The sequence below is a fragment of the Hyalangium minutum genome (genome assembly GCF_000737315.1).
Classification (GTDB): Bacteria; Myxococcota; Myxococcia; order Myxococcales; family Myxococcaceae; genus Hyalangium; species Hyalangium minutum.
Map to the genome: position 1 here is coordinate 139,702 of NZ_JMCB01000014.1, position 16,632 is coordinate 156,333.

At 67.0% G+C, this 16,632-nt stretch carries 9 protein-coding genes; 3 read left to right on the top strand and 6 right to left on the bottom strand.

Features of this window, described 5'->3' with window-relative positions; genetic code table 11:
• Positions 1-73: 73 nt before the first annotated feature.
• On the bottom strand, positions 74-2,284 hold the full coding sequence (locus tag DB31_RS31355) for a S9 family peptidase (protein ID WP_044194337.1): 2,211 nt from the start codon (positions 2,282-2,284) through the stop codon (positions 74-76).
• Positions 2,285-2,399: 115 nt separating this feature from the next.
• Between DB31_RS31355 and DB31_RS31360 the strand changes: the two genes are divergently transcribed.
• Complete coding sequence (locus tag DB31_RS31360) at positions 2,400-3,170, top strand: UPF0489 family protein (RefSeq protein WP_044194340.1); 771 nt, start codon at positions 2,400-2,402, stop codon at positions 3,168-3,170.
• Positions 3,171-3,327: 157 nt separating this feature from the next.
• On the opposite strand, the gene DB31_RS49200 is transcribed toward DB31_RS31360, so the two are convergent.
• From DB31_RS49200 to DB31_RS31380, 4 genes are all read right to left on the bottom strand, one after another.
• On the bottom strand, positions 3,328-3,906 hold the full coding sequence (locus DB31_RS49200) for a hypothetical protein (protein ID WP_157232265.1): 579 nt from the start codon (positions 3,904-3,906) through the stop codon (positions 3,328-3,330).
• 140 nt (positions 3,907-4,046) lie between these two features.
• The gene (locus DB31_RS31370) at positions 4,047-4,643 is read right to left on the bottom strand and encodes a hypothetical protein (protein ID WP_157232266.1); all 597 of its coding nucleotides are present in this window, start codon (positions 4,641-4,643) and stop codon (positions 4,047-4,049) included.
• 1,460 nt (positions 4,644-6,103) lie between these two features.
• Positions 6,104-7,744: an SMP-30/gluconolactonase/LRE family protein gene (locus tag DB31_RS31375; RefSeq protein WP_044194346.1), complete on the bottom strand. Its 1,641-nt coding sequence runs from the start codon at positions 7,742-7,744 to the stop codon at positions 6,104-6,106.
• An 8-nt stretch (positions 7,745-7,752) separates the two neighbouring features.
• Positions 7,753-9,567: a flavin-containing monooxygenase gene (locus DB31_RS31380; protein ID WP_205628601.1), complete on the bottom strand. Its 1,815-nt coding sequence runs from the start codon at positions 9,565-9,567 to the stop codon at positions 7,753-7,755.
• 111 nt (positions 9,568-9,678) lie between these two features.
• Here DB31_RS31380 and DB31_RS31385 point away from each other — a divergent pair, with 111 nt between their 5' ends.
• A complete protein-coding gene (locus DB31_RS31385; RefSeq protein WP_044194347.1) occupies positions 9,679-10,248 on the top strand; it encodes a TetR/AcrR family transcriptional regulator in 570 nt (189 codons plus the stop codon).
• Positions 10,249-10,456: 208 nt separating this feature from the next.
• Positions 10,457-11,119, top strand: coding sequence for a DUF4142 domain-containing protein (locus tag DB31_RS31390; RefSeq protein ID WP_044194349.1), 663 nt, complete (start codon positions 10,457-10,459; stop codon positions 11,117-11,119).
• A 164-nt stretch (positions 11,120-11,283) separates the two neighbouring features.
• On the opposite strand, the gene DB31_RS31395 is transcribed toward DB31_RS31390, so the two are convergent.
• Positions 11,284-16,584 carry a trifunctional serine/threonine-protein kinase/ATP-binding protein/sensor histidine kinase gene (locus DB31_RS31395; RefSeq protein WP_044194356.1) on the bottom strand — a complete coding sequence of 1,767 codons (5,301 nt, stop codon included), beginning with the start codon at positions 16,582-16,584 and terminating at the stop codon, positions 11,284-11,286.
• Positions 16,585-16,632: the final 48 nt, after the last annotated feature.

Genomic DNA, 16,632 nt, shown 5'->3' on the forward strand with positions numbered 1-16,632 from the left:
CTCCTCACGGACTGGCTGATCGAGGCCCGGACCCCCTTGGCGGGAGCCGGGCCTCTCCTTTTGCGGGCACCGGCTACAGGTGCTTGCGGAAGTAGTCGAGCACCCGCTCGTACTGGCGCTGGGTGACGAGCGGATCCGGCACCATGTGCGTCAGCCCGCTGAGCGGCAGCAGCTCGTGCGGCTTGCCCGCGAGGAAGAGCGCGTGGCTGAGCTTGAGCGTGTGGAAGAAGTAGACGTTGTCGTCCGCGGTGCCGTGAATGAGGAGCAGCGGGGCCACGGGCGTGTTCGGGTCCCTGGCGTAGGTGAGCAGGGAGCTCTTCTCGTAGGCCTCGGGGTGCTCCTGGGGGAGCCCGAGGTAGCGCTCGGTGTAGTGGGTGTCGTAGTCGAGCCAGTCCACCACGGGCGCACCGGCCACGGCGGCCTTGAAGAAGTCCGGGCGCTTGAGCGCGGCCAGGGCGGACATGTAGCCGCCGAAGCTCCAGCCGTAGATGCCCACGCGAGAGAGGTCCAGCTCGGGCACCTTCTCGGCGAGGGCCTTGAGGCCGGCGATCTGGTCATCCAGGGTGATGGTGGCGAAGTCGTACTTCACCACGCGCTCCCAGGAGGAGGTACGCAGCGGGGTGCCGCGCCCGTCGATCTTCACGATGAGGAAGCCCTGGTCCGCGAGCCACTGGTTGAGCAGGTTCTCGGCCATGCCGTGGCGCACCACGGTGGTGGTGGGGCCCGCGTACACGTAGAGGATGACGGGCAGCTTCACACCGGGCTTGGCGTTCCGAGGGCGGGTGACGGAGGCGTGGAAGCCCTCCTTGCCCACCTGAAAGAGCTGGGTGTTGGGGGTGAAGGGCGGCTCGGCGGCGACCGAGGGCAGCTCGCCCACGCGGGTACCATCCGGCCTCAGCACCTGGAAGCTCGGCATGGTGGTGGGGGTGGAGGACAGGGTGACGAGCAGCCCGCCGTTCTTGGAGAGGGTGACAGGCATCTCGAACGCGGGAGCGGGGGTGCCGGTGGCAACCTTCTCGGGGGCGCCGCCGTCCTTCACGCGCCAGAGGTAGCTCTCGGTGGGATTGGACGAGCCGTGGAAGTAGAGCGTGCGGTCCTTGTCGATGAAGCGGGCCAGTCCACGGAAACCCGCCTCCGGCTTCACAAGGGTGCGCGCGAGGCTGCCGTCCGGGTTGCGCAGCTCTACCTCGGGGCCGTCATTGCGCTCGGAGTACCAGAGGAAGCCGCTGCCATCCTCGAGCCAGCGAGGGAAGTCCTGGTCCAGGTTGACCCACGCGGCATCCTTCTCCGTGAGCAGCAGTCGCGTCTTGCCGGTGCTGGGGTCCACGGCGAGGAGCTGCTCCTCCGTCTGGGTGCGGTTCTGCACGAGCACCGTGAGCGGCCCGCCCTTCTGCCACGTGACGGTGGCCAGGTACGGATAGGCCTTGGCGTCCCAGTCCACCCACACGGTCTTGCCACCGGTGACAGGGGTGATGCCGAGGCGGACCACCGCGTTGGCCTTACCGGGGCGGGGGTACGGGAAGGCGGTGCCACCCTGCTCGGGGTGCATCACGTCCACGATGGTGAGCTTCTCCACGCCGGAGGTGTCAGACTCCGTGTAGGCGATGGACTTGGCGTCCGGGCTCCACCAAAAGCCGGAGAAGCGGTGCATCTCCTCCTGGGCGACGAACTCGGCCAGGCCGTGAGTCTTCTGCTCGGTGCCACCCTTCGTGACTGGCTGTTCCTTGTTGGCGGCGAGGTCGATGCGGAACACGTCGTTGTTCCGCACGTAGGCGATCTGCTTGCCGTCCGGAGAGAAGTGCGGGTCGATGACGCCGGGACCCGTCTTCAGCTCGGTGACCTTTCCGGTGGAGCGCTCGACGATGTAGAGCTTGCCGGAGAGGCTCACGAGGATGCGCTCGCCGTCCTCGGAGAGCTCATAGGTGGTGAAGCCGCGGGAGCTGACGCGCATGCGCTCACGGCGGGCCTTCTCCTCGACGGAGAGCTGCTCCTCGGCGCCCTTGAGGATGGCGTCGGGGGTGAGCAGCTCCTTCGTGGTGCCGGTGGCCACGTCGAAGGCATAGAGCATCTGCGTGGCGGAGGTGGGCTGGGTGCGGAGGAAGAGGAGGGTCTTCTCGTCCGGGGTGATGCGCGCCTTTCCGGGACGGCCGCTCATGAAGCGGCGGGTCTCGGAGTACTGGCGGAGGAAGGAGTCTGTCTTCCGTTCGGTCATGGGCTTGGAGGGAGAAGTCTGGGCGAAGGCCGAGAGGCTCACGAGGAGCACGGCGGCGGAAAGGTGGCGCATGCGATGCTGGGGCCCTATGGGCCCGCTCTCCTTTCACGGCAGAGGGGCGCGCAGCCTACACTTCCGACTGCACGCAGCCGGTGGGAAAGCACAGACCCGGGAGGTTATTCCCCACATGGAGCAAGACGCGCCGCAGCACCTGCGCCTCGCCGGCGTCATCCGCCTGTCGCTGGCGGGGGGCCGAGGGCCCTCGGATGCCTATGTGTTCGATCCGCACCGGCTCGCCCTGCCCTCCTGGGCGTGCGCACTCGGGGACGGTGGAGGGCCCGCACTGTTGGTGAGCCTGGACCGGCACCTGGATGTGGTGCCGCCGCGCCAGCCCGAGGCCGTGCCGGACCGGAGCGCGGGACTGCGGGCACTGGACGAGCACGCACGGTGGGCGCTGGACGTGCGCAACTACGATCACATCCTTGCAGCGATGGAGGCGGGTCTGGTGGGGGACGCGCTGCTCATCGCGCGGGCACGGCCTCGGGGAGCGTTCGAGCGGGACACGTACCGGGACACGCGGGGCCGGGAACACCGGTTGGTGGCAGTGCCCACGGTGGACCGGGCGGCGGAGGCCTTCCGGGCACCGGCGCCGGGGGATGCGGTGCGCGAAGTGCTGGAGCGCGCGGAGCGGGTGTTGCTGGACGTGGACCTGGACTGCTTCACCACGCCGAGTGACGCGGATCCGACGACAGTGCTGCCGTGGCCCTGGAGCATCATCCGCGAGTTCTTGCTGCCGGACGGCTCGGAGCCGTTCTGGGAGGCGGTGTTGGAGAAGGCCGTGGCGCTTACGCTGGCCCGGGAGCCGCACCACTGTGGCGGGCTGCTGGCCTCGGGAGAGCTGTTCCGCGAGGTGGCCGAGGTGCTCTTCCGCGAGCTGCTCCACGCCGAGCCACCGTGAGCCCACGGCCCACACATCCCGAGCCTTGCTGCGGGTTCGGTTCCCGCCGTCTCCGAGGAAGGCAGCCCGCCGCTCTAAGCCGTGCCCGCTTCCAGCAAGCAGGCGTTGATCGCCTTAGGGAAGCCGGGCTGGCTTGACTGGGACGGCATGGCCTTCTTCAGTCCTCTTGAACAATCCAGCGAGTCTGGCTGAACTCCGGTCCGTCTACAACACGCAGGGGGATCGACATCTCCTCGCACGACGCCGACAACCGGTCCCACAGCAATGCAGCCACCTCGGTGCGAACAGCGAAGTGCGCGAAATCGCCGTCAGGGCCAGGGCGCATCAACGCGAGCAATGTGTCTTTCGTGGCCCCAAAGACCTCCTCCACTCGGCTCGGGTCAAATGCCGCGTCGACAAACGAGTACTCAGGGTCTATCGGCACTCCTTCATGAGGAGTGACCAACGCGAGTTGTCCTCCCTGGAGCCAGGGGAACGCTGCATCATCGAAGAGCTGCCGTGTCACTTCGGGATCGCGGGTGCACCGAAGCGGAAACACGGGGCGTCGTATGAGCGCCTGGAATCGAGCCGGTGCCAGCACCCGTGCAGAGCCCCCTGGCACGGCACTCCACGGCGTGCCCGGAGCAAGATCCACCGTGGAGTCCAGAAACGTCACTCGGCCCGCGCGGCACAAAGTGGTAGCGAGAATTCGTTGGACGTCTCCGGGCACGGCAGCGTCAACGCTGTCGTGGCTCATGACCCATCCCAAGATCGCCTTTTCCAGAGAGGGCCTACGGCCAGCACCGGATCCGGTAAGAGATGACGGGAGTATGTGCGTCAGGATCAACGCCACGACATGCGGCACCCGTTGTCTGGTGTTGGTTTGGTGGCCACCTGTCATCCGCCCTCCGGCACCTTCTCGAAGTACGTCTCTTCAATGTAGTCGTACGCTTTCTCCGCCGCCCACGAGGCTCCGAAATAGCCCCCGGCTCCGCCGACCACTCCGCCCACAACCCCTCCTACCACGGTTCCGCCACCGGGCTCGATCACCGTTCCCACCCCTGCTCCGACCGCGCCTCCCCCCTTCGCTCCCGCGACAGCGCCAGCCCAACCTGAGGCAACCTTGATCACCTGCCGTAGGCGCTTCTTGGCGACCACGACCGAGTACACATCCGTCACCGCGCCGACGATCACAACCGTCCGTCCGGCATACTTGAAAACCTTGGCGGCGTTATAGAGAGTCTGGCCCGCGCTTCCGGCAGGCGAATGATTCGTGACGCCGAACACCTGGGCAGTCCCCTGCTGATTCCAATGGTAGTTGTAGGAGTTCGTGGTCTTGTTGTACCCGTAGTCGAGCCGCAGGTGGCGCTTGCCGGTCACGTCTTGAATAAACACGGTGCTTGTCGACCCGGTTTTGGGCACATGTCCACGAGGCGAGAACTCAATGAAGAGTCCCTGCGTCCCTGGAACTGGGATCCTGACAATCGAGGGCATGCCCAATCCCACGAAGAAGGTGCCCGACGGTGCTGTACCGTCACCGGAATCTGGCTGGGGTTGCTGATCAGAAGACATATGAGCGCGTCGCAGGCAATCAATGGATAAAAGCGCCGTACCACGGCAGGGGCCCTTCCCCTGCATGGCGAGAACTGCTGGCCGCCACCTGAATACGGCAAGGACGCGCGTAGGGCGATACCACTCAGGTGGTACGCTCATTGTGATCAGGCCTCCCGTCGCTCAGCGTCACGACTTTGCTGAACCGGGTTGGGATGTATGTGCCCCCAGTGTACCCCTCCAGCTGGGAACTGAACGGGACAAGACGGTGCTGAGTGTCCCAACGCTGCTGCGGATGTGTCTACCCTCGGCTGCGGGCCGCAAGAACTGATGGGGCTCTCCCTGTTGGAACCACCGCAGAACTCCCCCAGGGCGAGCACGCTGCCACCCGGTCTCAATGACACACCCGAGAAGCGGCGCCTTCTGCGCCGCCTCGCTTGCCTGGACAGCCCGCACCAGAACCACTGCCCCACGGCGACGAGCGCCGCCATGTTGCACGTATGTCGCAGGAGCCTGCGGAATGGGATGGGACAGGACGGGACGACGCGGGACGCGGCGGGATATCGACTCCTAAGCATTCCGGACGGTTACGAGGTAAGGGCGCAATTCTGCTAGAGGTTTCGCACCGCCCGGCGCGGGTTCCATTCCCGCCGACTCCATTATCCGCGCACAGAGAGGCGCATTCCCATCAAGGCCCTCGCCCCACCGACTCAGGCTCCCTTAGAGCCCGATGGAAGAGAAGGCCATGACAGTGCCGAAGAGGAGACGCCACACTGTAGGGGATGCTCCACCCCGCGCGATCCTTTCGGTCTCCCTGGTTTCTCCTGCTGGCCCTCCTCGCCGCCTGTGCCGCCCCGCATGAGGATCCAGAGATCGCCTTCCTCATGCCTGAAGGTCTGGGGCGTTGGCGAGCGGTGTGGCAAGTGGATGAGTTTCTGGGAAAGACCCTCGTGTGGCATGTCCCCAGTGGTCCCCTGCCATTGCTCCACCCTGATGGAGGCGAGGCCTCGATCCCGGAGCCCTTCGCAGGATGGCAGGAACTGCGGCCTGGATTGAACCCCTCTGTGCCGTACCTAGAGCTGGGATGGCCCTCGACGCTGCTGCTCAAACTCTATACGCGGGGGTGGAGAGGCCTCCCACGGCCAGAGGTCATTCCGCTCTCCGGCATCACCTGGTACGGAGCCAGACCCTACGCCCTGCCCGCTCTGGCCACACGGCAGTGGTGGAGCCAGTTTCGCCGTTGGTTCCAGAATCGAGCTGTCCGGATCAGCCGGAGTGACGGCGCCATCCAAGGCGGGATGAGTCGAGATGCCTATCCCCTCGTCCGCATCTCACCACCCCAGCTGGGAGCGTCGGTCACAGATCCTCGCGCGAGTGGGTAACGCACCCCTGGCGAGAAGGCCTCAGGGAACTGGGACGAATCGGTAGAGGGCGCTCTCGATGTCGGACGTCACGTAGATGGTTCCCGAGCCGCCCACCGCAATCCCCGTGGGGAGGTAGCCAGGCGGCAGGCCCGCGCTCTCGGGCAGACCGATGCGCAGGTTGCTCGCGAGCACGGTTAGCCGACCCGTGGCCGGTTCGATGCGCACCAGCCGCTTGCGGCCCACCTCGGCGACGATCAGCCCTCCATCTGGATGCCGGGCGATGCCCTCTGGAGCCTTGAGGCCCTTGGCCACCGTGCTCTTGGCGCCATCCGACAGGCGCACCCGGGTCACCTTCCCCGAGCGCACCTCCGTGACGTACACCCCGGGCTCCTGCGCCTCCGTGTCAGCGGCGAGGCCCATGGGCCCCTCCAAGCCCTCGGCGAGCACTGTGGTCACCGCGGGCTCGGCAGTACTCACGCGTACCAGCTTGCCCGTGGCCGCTTCGGCGACGAGCAGCGACCCATCCGCGAGCTCAAGCGCGCCCTGGATGCCGTTGGTGTTGGGAATCGTCCGCAGGACCTCTCCCGAGGCCCGATCCAGCACCTGCAGGCTGCCCAGATAGGCACTGCTCAGCACCACGTGCTTCGCGCTCAGACTCACGTTCATGGGGAACGTCATCCGGGTGGAGAGCACGCGGGTCGTCTGCTGGATCTTCCCCTCGCGCCCGCCCACGCGGCGCAGGGCATATACATCCGCCACGTACAGCTGCTCGTCCGGGTCATCCGGCGCAACGGCGAGACCGGAAGGCACGGCCAGGCGCGACTCGACCAAAACCCGGATCGAACCATCTGCGGGATTGACCACGCGGATGTCGTTGTCGACCATGTTGGACACGTACACTTGGTCATCCGGACCCACGGCCAGGTTGTCGAGCCCAGTGGGCAGCTTCGCGACGACCTCCTTGGCGCCCGAGGGCAGCCGAACACGGACCAGCTCGCCCCGTACCGAGTCGACCACATAGAGGTTCTCGCGGCGTGCGTCGAAGTTGACGGCGGTGGGCATCCCAAAGCCATCCGCCACGGTCTCGATGCTGCCCGTGTCCACGTCCACGCGGACGATCTGCCCCTTCATCAGAAGTGGACCGTACAGCCGGTCATCCGGTCCGAACTCGAAGCCGTTGAGGAATCCGGGCCCCGAGAGGATCTTCCGAGGTGGCTTCTTCCCGTTCGGGTCCACTTCCCACAGCGCATCGCCTCGGCCAACCTGGGTGACGTAGAAGCGGCCATCGCGGCGGAAGGCCAACGAGTTGAGGCCCGGCAGCTCCTTGGCGATGACGCGCGTCTTTCCATCCGGGGTGCGCCGCATCAGCTGGCCGGTGAAGTAGCCGGTCCAGTAGACCGAGCCGTCGGGCCCCAGCGTCACATCATCCGCGCCACCCAGCGGAGGCCCCACCAGGGTGCTCACCGCGCCCGTGCTCAGGTCGACGGAGTGGACCGTCTGGCCGAGCAGATTGCTGGCCAGCAGGTGTCCCTTGCCATCGACGACGAGCCCGTGGACGCCCTGGAAGTGAGAGCCGGCCACCACCACCTCCTGGCGGTAGGCCTTCGGAGGAGCAGCCAGAACCTGGGCACCCGCCAGCAACACACAGGCGGCCAGAGACTTGGAGAGGAATCGGGACATGGAAGGACTCATGGGTGGGAAGACGCCTCGCCGCGCGTGAGCTCCAGTCCCGCGAGTTCCCCGCTCTGGCGCCATGCGCGCAGGATATCGATGAACGCGAGCGTGTCCCCTCCGAAGGTGGCGAAGCGAACCGCTTCCGGGCCCGACTTGATACCTTCGTTGTTGTAGTAGCCGGGCGTGCAATCGGGTCCCCCGAAGGTGACGCCCTTCTGGAGGTGACCGAGAATCACCTCCCACCACAGCTGCTGCGCCTGCTCCGTGGGCTCGACCCTCTCGACGCCTCGCTGGAGGCACTGCGCGATGATGTAGGCGGCGTGCTGCGACTGCTCGTCGAGGATGTGCACGAAGTTGATCGCCCAGCCGCTCTGGGTCGTGGTGAACGGCATCAGGTTCGGAAACCCGCGGCTGTGCATGCCATGCAGCGTCGCCGGGCCCTTGGCCCAGCTGTCGCGCAGGGACTTGCCGCCACGCCCGCGGATGTCGAAGCCCAGCTTCTGGGTGTACTCACCCGAGACCTCGAAGCCCGAGGCGTAGACCAGACAATCGACCGGGTACTCCTTACCCTTGACCACCACTCCGGTGGGAGTGATCCGCTCCACGCCCTTGCCCTCGGTGTCGACGAGCTGGACGTTGGGCTGGTTGAACGTCTCCAGGTATTCATCGTGGAAGCAGGGCCGCTTGCACAGCGGGTGGTAGTAGGGCTTGAGCGCCTCGGCCGTCACCGGATCCTGGATGATGGCGGCCACCCGCGCGCGGACCTCCTCCATCTTGCGGAAGTCGGCCAGCTGGCGCAGCTCGGCCTTCTCCTCGGGCGTCCGGGCCTGCTGGGTGACGGTGTCCTGGAAAATGGAAGTCCAGCCGTCCTGGACCATGTCGACGTCTTGCTGCAAGCCGGAGACGATCGCGGAGAAGTTCTGGATGCGCTCCTGCTGCCAGCCGGGCTTGAGCGTCTTCACCCAGGCCTCGTCCGTCGGCTGGTTGTTGCGCGCGCCCACGCTCGAGGGCGTGCGTTGAAAGACATACAGCTGCTGGGCCGCAGCACCCAGGTGGGGGATGGCCTGGACCGCTGTCGCGCCCGTGCCGATGATGCCCACGCGCTTGTCGGCCAGCCGGGTCATGCGGCTCGTGGGGCTGCCGCCGGTATAGGAATAGTCCCAGCGGCTCGTGTGGAAGCAGTGGCCCCGGAAGGTCTCGATCCCTGGGATGCCGGGCAGCTTCGCCTTGTGGAGGACGCCGCCCGCGATGATCACGAACCGCGCCGCGAGCCGGTCGCCCCGATCGGTCGTGATGTTCCAGCGCCGGGCGCCCTCGTCCCAGTCCATCGTCTGGACCAAGGTCTGGAACAGCGCCGCCTTGTAGAGATCGAAGTGCCGGCCAATGCGCTGGCAGTGGGCGAAGATCTCCGGCGCCTTGGCGTACTTCTCCTTGGGCATGTAGCCGGTCTCTTCGAGCAGCGGCAGGTAGATGTACGACTCCACGTCACAGGCGGCGCCCGGGTAGCGATTCCAGTACCAAGTGCCGCCGAAGTCGCCGCCCTTCTCGATGATGCGGAAGGAGTTCACTCCCGCCTGGCGCAGCCGCACTCCGGCCAGCATGCCGCCAAAGCCACCGCCGACGATCAGCACGTCGAGCTTCTCGGTCAGCGCCGGACGGGTGAAGCCGGGCTCGACATAGCGGTCCTTGTCGAAGTCCTCGAAGACGCCCTGGAGGGGGATGTACTGGGTGTTGCCGTCGGGGCGCAGCCGCTTCTCGCGCTCGATCCGGTACTTCTCCCGCAGCGCCTCTGGGGAGAAAGTGAACTCGCCCTTCTTCGTCGCAGTCATCCGCACACGTCCTTTCGGCTCGACAGCCGCGCGATGTACACGGCTGTGTACATCGCCGGACATAGTGCAGCCCTTGCCGCATGTAAACAGCCGTGTACAAATCTCGATCCGATGGAGCCCAAGACGTCGACCCGTCAACGAGACGCCGAGCGCACGCGCGCCGCCCTGCTCACCGCCGCCCGGACGCTGTTCTCCACACGAGGCTTCGCCAACACGGGTGTGCGCGACGTGGCGGAGCTGGCCGGGGTGAATTCCTCGCTCGTCGGCCGCTACTTCGGCTCGAAGCAGGGGCTGTACCGGGCGACGCTGGAGCTAGTGCTCGACATCACCCCGATGCTCCAGGGAGATCGGCGCCGCTTCGGGAAGACGGTGGTGTCCCTCTTCCTCGGGGCGGAGGACGCCCCGGGCCCGCTGGCGATGCTGATCCTCTCGGCAGCTGACCCCGAGGCCTATGCGACGAGTGTCGAGTTGCTCCGGAAGAAGGCGATCGAACCCCTGGCTCGCTGGTTGGGCCCTCCAGATGGCGAGGGGCGCGCGGCGCGGCTCAACATCCTCTGGAGCGGGTTTCTCATCAGTTGGAAGCTGCTGCCCATCCAGCAGCTCACAGAGGTGCGCCACTCCTCCACCCGCCGCTGGCTGGAGGCCGAGATCCAAGCGATCGTAGACGAAGGCGAGACCTGATGATGAGCCCTCCGGGCGAGGCCCAGTGACGAGAAGTCGAGCATCGTCCCGTGGGGAGGGGCAAAGGTCCGTTCCGGGGCATGCCGCAGCCGGTTGACGTTCTGCCGCCGTGGCGGGCCCTCTCTACGGCCCTCTCCGATCTCTTGTGAAGTTCGCTCTCCCTCTCCAGCTTGTGGAGCGCCATTCCGGCCAGAGGGAGGACAAGACCATGAAGCTGAAACACTGTCTGCTGGGCGTGGGGCTGTTGGGAGTCCTGGGGATGGGGGGCGCCTGTGCCCATGGGCGGCAGGAGTCCGCGAGAAAGGCGCAGGAGAAGGTCCAAGAGACCGTTGCCAAAAAGGCCGCGTTCGTTGATCAGTTGGGACTGATCGATCAGAAGGAGATCGCTCTCGCTGATCTGGCGCTGGAGAAGTCCACTGACATCCAAGTGCGTGCCCTGGCGCACCAGCTGAGAGAGCACCATCAACAGCAGCTGGCCACCCTGGAGAGATATGCCCGCACCCAAGCGCTGAGCCTCGCCCTGGTAGACCTCTCCTATCAGACCGGTGTCGGAGGCGCGGGGGGCGCGGGGATGGAGGGGCGTCCGCAAGGTGCGCCGCAGACCTCCGCGAGCAGTGACCGCCAGGTGGAGAAGCAGATCCACCAGTTCTCCAAGTCGCTCCGCGAGATCTCGGGCAAGCACGGCCGGGACTTCGACAAGGCCTTCCTGGAAGAGGTGCGGAAGGACCAGCAGCAAGCGTTGGAACTCACCGAGAAGGGCCTGAAGCAGTACGAGGGCGATCCGGCGCTTGTCCTGCTGCTGAGCAGGAACCGCCCGCTCTTCGAGCAGCAGGAGGCACACGCCCGGAGGCTCCGGGAGGCCATCGGCTGACAGGCCCGGGACCGATGTAGAAGAGCCGCGAAGAGACGCAGCATCAGGACGCACGTGTGGGGGCCCCACCGGCTGGCGGCAGCCGGTGCTGGGCCTTTGATCGACGAGGCGAAGTCGAACCTCCTCCGCGACGCCCGTCGGCGTCCGTAAGCCCAGCCATCTCGTCACACGGCCTTCTGGAGCGGGAGCTCGAGCGTAGCCGTGGCGCCCTTGCCGGGCCCTTCGCTCTCCAGCAGGAGGCGGCCTCCCATCGCCTGCGCCGCCAGCGCGCTCGAGTGCAGGCCAAAGCCATGCCCCTCCTTGCGCGTGGTGAAGCCGTGCGAGAAGAGCCGCTTGCGGATCTCCGGCGTGAAGCCCTTGCCGCTGTCCACCACCTGGATCCGCGCCATATGCCCCTGGGCCCCCAGCTTCACACACACGTGACGGTGCTCCTCGGGCACCTCTGCCATGGCGTCCTTGGCGTTGCGCAGGAGGTTGATGAGGATCTGCAGCACCTTGTGCTTGTCCACTCGCACCCGGGGCACGTTGGCGAGCTCGCACGTCACCGAGACACCGTGGCGCTGCAGCGTGGGCAGCTGGAAGCGCAGGCTGTCCTCAATGAGCTGCGCGAGGTCCCACTTATCGAGCATGAGGGAACTCTTCGCGTAGTCCTGCTGCACCCGGATGATGGCGTGGATGTGCTCGATGTGCAGGCCCATCTCATGAATGTTCGCCCGGAGCTGGGTCCGCTCGTGACGGAGCTCCTCGGTGAGCGCAGAGAGGTAGTCCGGGAGGACGCGGCCCCGCGGGTGGTGCGTCAGGAACTCCACCAGGTTCTCCCGGTGCTCCTTGAGCATGGCGGAGAGCTGCGCCGCCCGCTCCAGGCGCGAGGCCGCGACCGCGGAGCGCATCTGGTCCAGGTTGATGACGGCGCTGGTGAGCACGTTGCCAACGTTGTGCAGCACATCCGAGGCGACCTCGGCCATGCCCGCCGCTCGCGCCGTGTCCACCAGCTGGGCCTGCGCCTGCTTGAGCTCGCGCGTGCGCTCGTCCACCCTCCGCTCCAGCTCGTCGTTGGCGCTGCGCAGCGCAGCCTCGGTGTGCTGGAGCTCGGCGTACAGCCGTGCGTTCTCGATCGAGATGGCGGCCTGCGAGGCCAGCTGCCCCAGCAGCATGATGCGGCCCGGTGTGAACGCCCCGGAGGCGAGCCGGTTCTCCAGGTACATCACTCCCGACAGGGACTCCTGGCGCATCAGTGGCAGGCAGAGCACGGACCAGGCTCCGCTGCGCGCGAGGTAGGGATCAGACGAGAACGGGTGAGGCGCCGACGCGTCGCCGATGAGCACATGCTCGCGCGTCCGCCGGACGTAAGAGAGGATCGTCCAAGGCAGCGAGGCCTCTGCCTCCTCGGGCGGGAGGGACTGCGCGCCGCCTGCGGTGCTCACCGTCACGGCCACGGCCACGAGCTTGTCACCCCGCGGGAGCAGCAACGCTCCACGCTGGGCCCCCGCGTTCTCGGTGGCGACCCGCATGAGTGTGGACACCAGCCGCTCGAGGACGATCTCGCTGGAGACGGCCTGCTGAGCCTTGACCACAGCGAGCGCGTCGATCTCCCGGCCCTCCGAGGTGGTGGTGTTGGTGGCGCTCGCAGGTGCAGCCAACGTCACGAGAGAAGGCCACAGGGCATCCAGCTGCTTGACCTTGCCGTGGGCGCCCCACTGCGCGTACGCCTCGCGGGCCTGGCGCGCGTAGGCCTCCGCGATGAACGGGGCCTGCCGCCTGCGGTAGAAGTTCGCCGCCAGCTCGCACGCGAGCGCCACGTGCTGGATGAAGCCATTCTCGCGGGCCATGCGAAGAGCCTCCTCGTACGCGGGGAGCGCTTCGTCCAGGCGGCCCCGGAGGCGGGACAGCTCCGCGAAGACCAGCCGCTCGAGCGCGCGAAAGGTCCCCGGGCAGGTGTCTGCCCACTCTTCGAGCTGCCGCCAGTGGGCCTCGGCGTCCTTGAGATACCGCTGCCGCTCCTCCTCCGCCGCGCCCTCGCAACACGCGACCAGGGTCAGGGCTCGGAAGAGGTGGAAGTCCAGGAGCGGAATGATGCCAATGAAGGCCCAGATGAACGCCGCGGCCTGGTCTCCCGCGGCACGGGCCTCTCCATAGGAGCCGCACATGAAGCGCGCCTGCATCTTGGAGAGCCAGTACTGGCACACCATGCCGCTCATGTGAGCCGGCGACAGCGCGGCCTCGAGGGACTTCTCGTCGAAGCCATCCCCGTCCAGCGTGCCGAACGTGGGCGCAAGGCCCCGGAGCTGCTGCACGTAGCGCAGGACGATGAGGGTGGTCTCCTCCACCCCCACGAAGCCAGTCTTGCGCATGAAGTCCATCCGGGCGACGCCGTCCTGGTAGACGTCGTCCAGGTTGTGCCCCAGGGCCATCCGGTTCCAGACGAGATGGCCGACGATGTAGCAGGCGAACAGGTAGTTGTTGGTCTGGAGCGCGTGCTGGAAGCCGCTCAAGGCGTGCTCGTGCGCGACGGCCAGGGGCCGGCACCAGTAGCTGATCATCTCCAGGTTGAAGAGCGCCCGGGCCCGCTCGTTGGCCAGGTTGTAACGATCGATGAGCGCGCAGGCGAGCAGGCCATAGGCGTGGCCCTCCTGATAGCTCTTGAAGAACGGACCCAGCAGCACGCCCAGCGAGCTGTATCCGATGACGGACTCGTTGGTGTTGCCGTAGCGGAGGCTCAGGGCGACCATCCGGCAGACGTGGAGGACGAGCAGGTTGTTGTCGGTGAGGTAGGCCGACGGGAAGAGGCGGGCCAGGACGCTCATCACCGGCTTCATGTCCGCGTCCGTCATCAGCGGCAGATCGACGAGGCTCTCGATGGAGCGGCCCCCCAGCAGCGCCAGGACCTCCTCCCGGGCGGCCGCGGCCTCCTCCCAAGAGGGATGCGGGTCCATCGGCATGCCCAGCAGGGACAGGCTCTCCAGGAGGCAGGTGACGGAGGCCTGAAGCTCTCCGGCGATGAGGTGCACCTCATGCATCAGGCCGTAGGCAGCGGCGATCTCCCCCCGGCTCCGGACCCGGGTTCGCAGCCCCTGCAACAGGCGGCGAGCCTCGGCGGCGTTGCCGCTCATGAGCTCGCTGCTCGCTTGCTCGAGCTGCACCTTGAAAGCCAGCGCGTGGTCCGTCGCCCAGGGATCACCTGGGATGAGCGCGAAGGCCATCGAGAGATAGGCGGCGGCCGAGCCGTGCGCGCTCGAAGCCCGGGCCTTCCAACCTGCCTCGGCGTTCAGGCGCGCGAGACGGTGGCGCTCCTCGGGGCTGCTGATCAGTTCCACCCCGGTGTTGAGCTGGCTGACGATCTCGAAGAGCTTCTCGCGGACCTCCTCGGGAGACAGGCCCTCCAGCAGCAGTCGCCCGATGCGCAGGTGGATCGCCTTGCGCTCTCTCTCGAGGATGAAGGCATGCGCCGCCTGCTGGATGCGATCGTGCAGGAACCGGTATTCCTCCAGGGCGCTGCGCACCACCAGGCCCTCCTGGAGCGCCGGCTCGAGGCCCCGCTCCGCCTCGTCCGCCTCCATGCCGGAGATGACGGCCAGCATCCCCAGGGAAAAGCTGTTGCCCACGCACGCCGCCAGGGGGAGCAGGTGCTGGGTGCTCGCGGGAAGCTGGTGCAGGCTGCGAGCCATGAAGTCGACGATGTTGTCCGAGTAGCCCTTGGCCCGGACGCCCTCGGCCTCCCAGCGCCATCCGCCCCCGGGAGCGCGGCTGAGGAGGCCATCGTGGTGCAGCGCCAGCATCAACTGAAGGAGGAAGAACGGGTTGCCGCCGGTCTTCTGTTGGACTTGCTCCGAGAGCGGCACGATGAGCTCCGCCCCCGCGCCGGGGAGCGCATCGCCGACGAGCTGCTGGACCTGCTCCAGGCTCAGCGGCTCGAGCTGGAGATCGGTGACCGGGGTCTTCGCCTTGCGCACCTCCCCGAGCGTCATCATCAGCGGGTGGGAGAGGCTGACCTCGTTGTCCCGGTAGGCCCCGATCCACAGCACCGGTGGCGCGTTCTCTTCGATGAGGAGAAACTGGAGGAGCCGGAGGCTGGCCAGGTCCGCCCACTGCAGATCATCCAGGAACATGACGAGCGGGTGCTCGACAGTGGCGAAGGCTCCGAGGAACTGGAGGAACACCTGGTTGAAGCGGTGCTGCGCCTCGGCGGGCGGAAGCTCCGGAACCACGGCCTGCGGGCCCATGACGAGCGCGAGCTGAGGAACCAGCTCCACGATGACCTGGCCGTTGCCCTGGAGGGCCTCGCGCAAGCGCTCACGCCACTGGGCAACCTCCGCGTCGGTGCCTGCCAACAACTGCTGCACCAGCCCCCGGATGGCTTGGGCCAGGGTGGCATAGGGAACATCCCGCTGGAGCTGATCGAACTTGCCGCTGAGGAAGAACCCTCGCCGCTGGACCACGGGCTTGTGCAGCTCGTGGACCACCGACGACTTGCCAATGCCGGAGTAGCCGCGGACCAGGATGAGCTCGGGCTTACCCCCACTCACGATTCGCTCGAAGCCTCGCAGCAACGTGGCGACGTGAGCGTCTCGCCCGTAGAGCCGCTGGGGAAGCTGGAAGCGGCTGGGGATGTCCCGCTTGCCCAGCACGAAGTCCTCGATGGCGCCCCGGCGCAGGCCCTCCACGCACTCCGCGAGGTCATGCATCAACCCCTCGGCGCTCTGGTAGCGCTCCTCGGCCACCTTGGCCAGGCACCGCATCACGATCGCGGACACCACGGGCGGGATGCCGGAGATGAGCTCATGTGGCGGCCTCGGCAGCAGCGCCATGTGGGCATGGAACCACGCGAGCGCGTCACCCCCCTGGAACGGCCGGGCTCCCGTGAGGAGTTCGTAGAACGTCACGCCCAGGGAATAGAAGTCGGTCCGGTAGTCCAGCGCGCGGTTCATGCGCCCGGTCTGCTCCGGGGACATGTAGGCCAGCGTTCCCTCGATCAGGTGGGTCGGAGCCGCATCCACATGCTCGGTCCGCTGGAGGGTGGCGGCGCCAAAATCGATGATGTGCGGCTCGCCCGTGGGAGTGACGATGATGTTGGAGGGCTTGATGTCCTTGTGGATGACGCCCTGGAGGTGGATCTCCGCGAGGGTCGAAGTCAGCGAGACGGCCAGCTCCAGGAAGCGGGCGAGCTCGAAGGGCCTGCCCACCGCCTCGGAGAGGGGCACGCCTTGCACCTCCTCCAAGACCAGAATGGGACGGTCATTGACCCGCTCGCAGCCATAAGGCCGGGTGACGCCGCGCACGCCCCGGAGCCGCTGAAGGATGCCGTACTCCCGGCGGTACCGCTCGTCCTCGCGCGGGCCGATGGCGGGGCCCACCGGCGTCTTGATGATGACCGGTGCGCCATCCACCTCCCGCACCGCCTGAAACAGCATGTTCGAGCCGGTGGCGCGGACAGGACGGCGGAACGTGTACCCCTGAAGGTTCAGCATTAAGTGGAGTCCACCGTCAGGCCCGCGCTCACGCAAGCCCCCCTGACC